The organism is Staphylococcus sp. GDY8P119P (assembly GCF_017892075.1).
GTDB classification, from domain to species: Bacteria; Bacillota; Bacilli; order Staphylococcales; family Staphylococcaceae; genus Staphylococcus; species Staphylococcus ureilyticus.
The window spans coordinates 1-4,630 of sequence record NZ_JAESKJ010000025.1 but is presented as its reverse complement, the minus strand read 5'-3'; the positions used below and the strand labels follow the sequence as shown (position 1 = coordinate 4,630).

Genomic DNA, 4,630 nt, shown 5'->3' with positions numbered 1-4,630 from the left:
GTAACCTTTTGATGCCTAATTGATCAGATAGCTTTCCATATACAGCTGTTCCAATGGAAAAGGTTAACATAAAGGCTGTGTTCACCCAGTTTGTACTCGCAGGTGGTTTATTAAAATCATTTGCAATATCAGGTAATGAGACGTTCAAAACCATTTCATTTAATACGCTAAAAAAAGATAAAATACAAAGCCAAATTAAAATTTGGTTGTGTCGTAAATTCGATTGTGAATAGGATGTATTCACATTTCACCCTCCAATAATGAGGGCAGACGTAGTTTATAGGGTTAATGATACGCTTCCCTCTTTTAATTGAACCCTGTTACATTCATTACACTTCATAATTAATTCCTCCTAAACTTGATTAAAACATTTTACCACATATAAACTAAGTTTTAAATTCAGTATTTCATCACTTATACAACAATATGGCCCGTTTGTTGAACTACTCTTTAATAAAATAATTTTTCCGTTCCCAATTCCACATTGCAATAATAGAAAATCCATCTTCATCGGCTTTTTCGTCATCATCTGTATGAATCAAATCGCCTTCTTCTGTGTCATCAAGGTTTAATTTTTTATGTATTTCTTTTAACAAACCACCATAGGAGATTAACCTTTTACGGTGTAAACCTTCCTCCAAATCAGACAAACGTTTCAAATTCTTTTCTTCATCATCGGTCATAAAATCCGTATCCTTTACAGGATATTTTGCAGTTTCGTCAATTGCCGATTGTATATCCGATTTATATTTATTTTTCGGTCGAATCATTTGAACTTTTACATTTGGATCATAGTCTAATTTCATTGCCTTTTTCCAAAATTGAATCCATTGTTTTTGATTCACGTAGTTTTCTGTATTCTTAAAATAAGTTGGTTCCACACATACCAATACATGCATGTGCTGATTATAAGAATTATCTTTATTATTTATTGTCACTTCCGTTGCACGCATAAAACCAACAAGATTTTTATTAATTTTTTTATATTGCATCATTCGGCGAAATCCTTGAGCCATATCTGACAAACTCTTATTTAATTCTTCGCCATCATAAACATTTTTAACTGTTAATGTGAGAAACAACCAACGAACTGTTGGCTTTTGTTTAATAACTTCAGCAACAACCTTTTGTGACTGAATGCCATGTTTCATTGCTCTTCTCCAGTTGCACATTGGACAAAGCCTGGATTTACAAAACCACACTCGATACAACTTTCTTTCGCCTGTTTCACGATTTTGTTTATACTCTAATATTTCAGCACAATCTTTTACTCTTTCAGCCTTTTTAAATTCAAGAATATGCAGAAGTTCAAAGTAATCAACATTAGCGATTTTCTTTTCTCTCCATGGTCTCACTTTTCCACTTTTTGTCTTGTCCACTAAAACCCTTGATTTTTCATCTGAATAAATGCTACTATTAGGACACATAATATTAAAAGAAACCCCCATCTATTTAGTTATTTGTTTGGTCACTTATAACTTTAACAGATGGGGTTTTTCTGTGCAACCAATTTTAAGGGTTTTCAATACTTTAAAACACATACATACCAACACTTCAACGCACCTTTCAGCAACTAAAATAAAAATGACGTTATTTCTATATGTATCAAGATAAGAAAGAACAAGTTCAAAACCATCAAAAAAAGACACCTTTTCAGGTGCTTTTTTTATTTTATAAACTCATTCCCTGATCTCGACTTCGTTCTTTTTTTACCTCTCGGTTATGAGTTAGTTCAAATTCGTTCTTTTTAGGTTCTAAATCGTGTTTTTCTTGGAATTGTGCTGTTTTATCCTTTACCTTGTCTACAAACCCCTTAAAAACGTTTTTAAAGGCTTTTAAGCCGTCTGTACGTTCCTTAAGGAATTCCTTAGTGCTTTCATAGATTAAACTCACATCACGCTTTAAATCGCTTATTTTAGACTTTAAAGACTTGTTTTCTTCAAGCAACTCATTATAATCATTTACATTTTCATTAAATCGCTCTACAAGACCACTATATTTTTCTTTAACTTGCCCATGTTCTTTACTTAATTTTTTATATTCTCTCGCCATATCAGTACTCATGAGATTTCTAACATGCTGTTTTAACCTATCGTTATCTCTCGCAGCAGTCACTAAGTTTTTATAATCACGCTCCGATATAACAACATTTTTGGTTGGTTTCTTTTCTGTTTTCATTATTTCTTTTCCCAAACCAAACATGGACTTTTCACCCGTTGGCACTTCAACACTTTTCATGTGTCGTTTCGCTGGTACTTCTAAATCTGATTTAACTTTATCGCTATAAGCAGTCCATTCATCTTTTTTAACTGCTAAATTTTTTTCTAGAAAATCAATCTCTTTTTCCAAAGTTTGTTTTTTAAATTTAGCTGTCTCAATATGTTTACGGTCAGAGCCACGTTCACCACGCTTCAACTCAAAACCCTGTTTTTTCATATGCTCGGGGAATTTATCTTGTAGCCATAACAGTTCTTGACGATTAAACACATTTTTTCCTTGCAGTTTTCCATCACGCATAGGCACAACACCTAAATGCATGTGAGGGGTTTGCTCATCATTATGAACTGTTGCATAAGCAATATTTTGCTTGCCATATCGTTCGGAAAATAATTTATAACTTTCCTCAAAAAATCGTTTTTGTTCTCCTGGATCCAGTTGCTCAAAAAAATCTCGGTCAGATGTTACTAGCAACTCATTTACAAGAACAGCATCTTTCCTCGTTTTTCTTGTACCTGTTTTTTGTGATTCAATAATTTCTTTGACACGTTCGTTGTAATCAATATTTTTATCATTTTTCAAATCATAATTTTCACGTGTTCGCTCATGGTCAATATCATCATTCGTTCTACTTTTTCGCTCTCTTTGATTATGAAATTGCATGCCTTTTAGTCCAGCTGATTTCACTTTTTGCATTCTACAAACTGCATAACTCATATGTAAATCGCTCCTTTTTAGGTGGCACAAATGTGAGGCATTTTCGCTCTTTCCGGCAACCACTTCCAAGTAAAGTATAACACACTATACTTTATATTCATAAAGTGTGTGCTCTGCGAGGCTGTCGGCAGTGCCGACCAAAACCATAAAACCTTTAAGACCTTTCTTTTTTTTACGAGAAAAAAGAAACAAAAAAACCTGCCCTCTGCCACCTCAGCAAAGGGGGGTTTTGCTCTCGTGCTCGTTTAAAAATCAGCAAGGGACAGGTAGTATTTTTTGAGAAGATCACTCAAAAAATCTCCACCTTTAAACCCTTGCCAATTTTTATTTTGTCCGTTTTGTCTAGCTTACCGAAAGCCAGACTCAGCAAGAATAAAATTTTTATTGTCTTTCGGTTTTCTAGTGTAACGGACAAAACCACTCAAAATAAAAAAGATACAAGAGAGGTCTCTCGTATCTTTTATTCAGCAATCGCGCCCTTTAATGGAACAAAAAGATTTGAATTCCTGTTATAAAAAAAGGATCAATTTTGAACTCTCTCCCAAAGTTGATCCCTTAACGATTTAGAAATCCCTTTGAGAATGTTTATATACATTCAAGGTAACCAGCCAACTAATGACAATGATTCCTGAAAAAAGTAATAACAAATTACTATACAGATAAGTTGACTGATCAACTTCCATAGGTAACAACCTTTGATCAAGTAAGGGTATGGATAATAAACCACCTACAATTGCAATACCTGTTCCCTCTGATAAAAAGCTGGTAAAGTTAAGCAAACTCATTCCAGCACCAGCTTCCTGCTGTTTCAAGCTACTTGAAACAATTGTTGATATAACTGTTTTGGTGAACGAAAGCCCACCTAAAACAAATACGATTATAATTGTCATGAACCATGATGTTGTTTCTAAAAGAAAGGAAGCAGTTAAAAAGCTAACAGAAAGAAATGTAACTCCGATGTTTAACACGTATAAAGGACCTCTTCTATCAACAAGTATCCCACCAATGTAGCCGAAAATAATGACACTCATTGTTCCAGGGAAAATAATTACACTTCCGATTTCGGCAGTACTTAGCTGGTGAACATCTTTCATCATATAAGGAACCATAGAGACAAACCCTGCTACTGTTCCAAATATAATTCCCCCACAAAGAACTCCAATCATAAAAGGTATATTTTTCCCTAATCCGGGATCAACAAAAGGATCTGTTACTTTCCTGATATGTTTTACAAATATCAGGAATGACAGCACGCTAACGATAAGAAAAGAAATGCTATATGATGTTGTAAACAACATAAAAAATACAATGCCTACAGACATTAGTATAATTCCTTTGATATCAAAATGACCTTTTATCCTTACTTCTTTCTTTAATAATTTCATAAGAAACGGAACAGTGATAATTGTTATCATAGGAATGAGTAGAAGATAGGACCAATGAATATAATGGGCTATCATTCCACCAATCGCTGGACCGACTCCTTCTCCCATGGCTACTATCGATCCAATAAGACCAAATGCTTTACCCCTATTTTCCTTTGGAATATAGCGCGCAACTACAACCATTACGAGTGCTGGAAATGCAGCTGCACCAGCCCCTTGAATAAAACGAGCCATAATAAGTAAGGAAAAGAAAGAATGGCCAACAAACCCAATTACCGACCCGAAACAATTTATTATAATTCCAAATAGGA

At 34.2% G+C, this 4,630-nt stretch carries 5 protein-coding genes; all 5 read right to left on the bottom strand.

Features of this window, described 5'->3' with window-relative positions:
- The coding region (locus tag KA830_RS13415) for an MFS transporter (RefSeq protein ID WP_210134306.1) at positions 1-244 on the bottom strand (244 nt) is incomplete at its 3' end.
- Positions 245-277: 33 nt separating this feature from the next.
- Positions 278-340 (bottom strand): tetracycline resistance efflux system leader peptide, encoded by a 63-nt coding sequence (locus KA830_RS13935; RefSeq protein WP_012779615.1) that lies wholly within the window; start codon positions 338-340, stop codon positions 278-280.
- Between the two features lie 103 nt (positions 341-443).
- Complete coding sequence (locus KA830_RS13405; protein WP_000336291.1) at positions 444-1,427, bottom strand: protein rep; 984 nt, start codon at positions 1,425-1,427, stop codon at positions 444-446.
- A 244-nt stretch (positions 1,428-1,671) separates the two neighbouring features.
- Complete coding sequence (gene mobV, locus KA830_RS13400) at positions 1,672-2,934, bottom strand: MobV family relaxase (protein ID WP_000119405.1); 1,263 nt, start codon at positions 2,932-2,934, stop codon at positions 1,672-1,674.
- Between the two features lie 563 nt (positions 2,935-3,497).
- A partial coding sequence (gene tet, locus KA830_RS13395) for a Tet(L)/Tet(K)/Tet(45) family tetracycline efflux MFS transporter (protein WP_210134305.1) occupies positions 3,498-4,630 on the bottom strand: 1,133 nt, incomplete at its 5' end.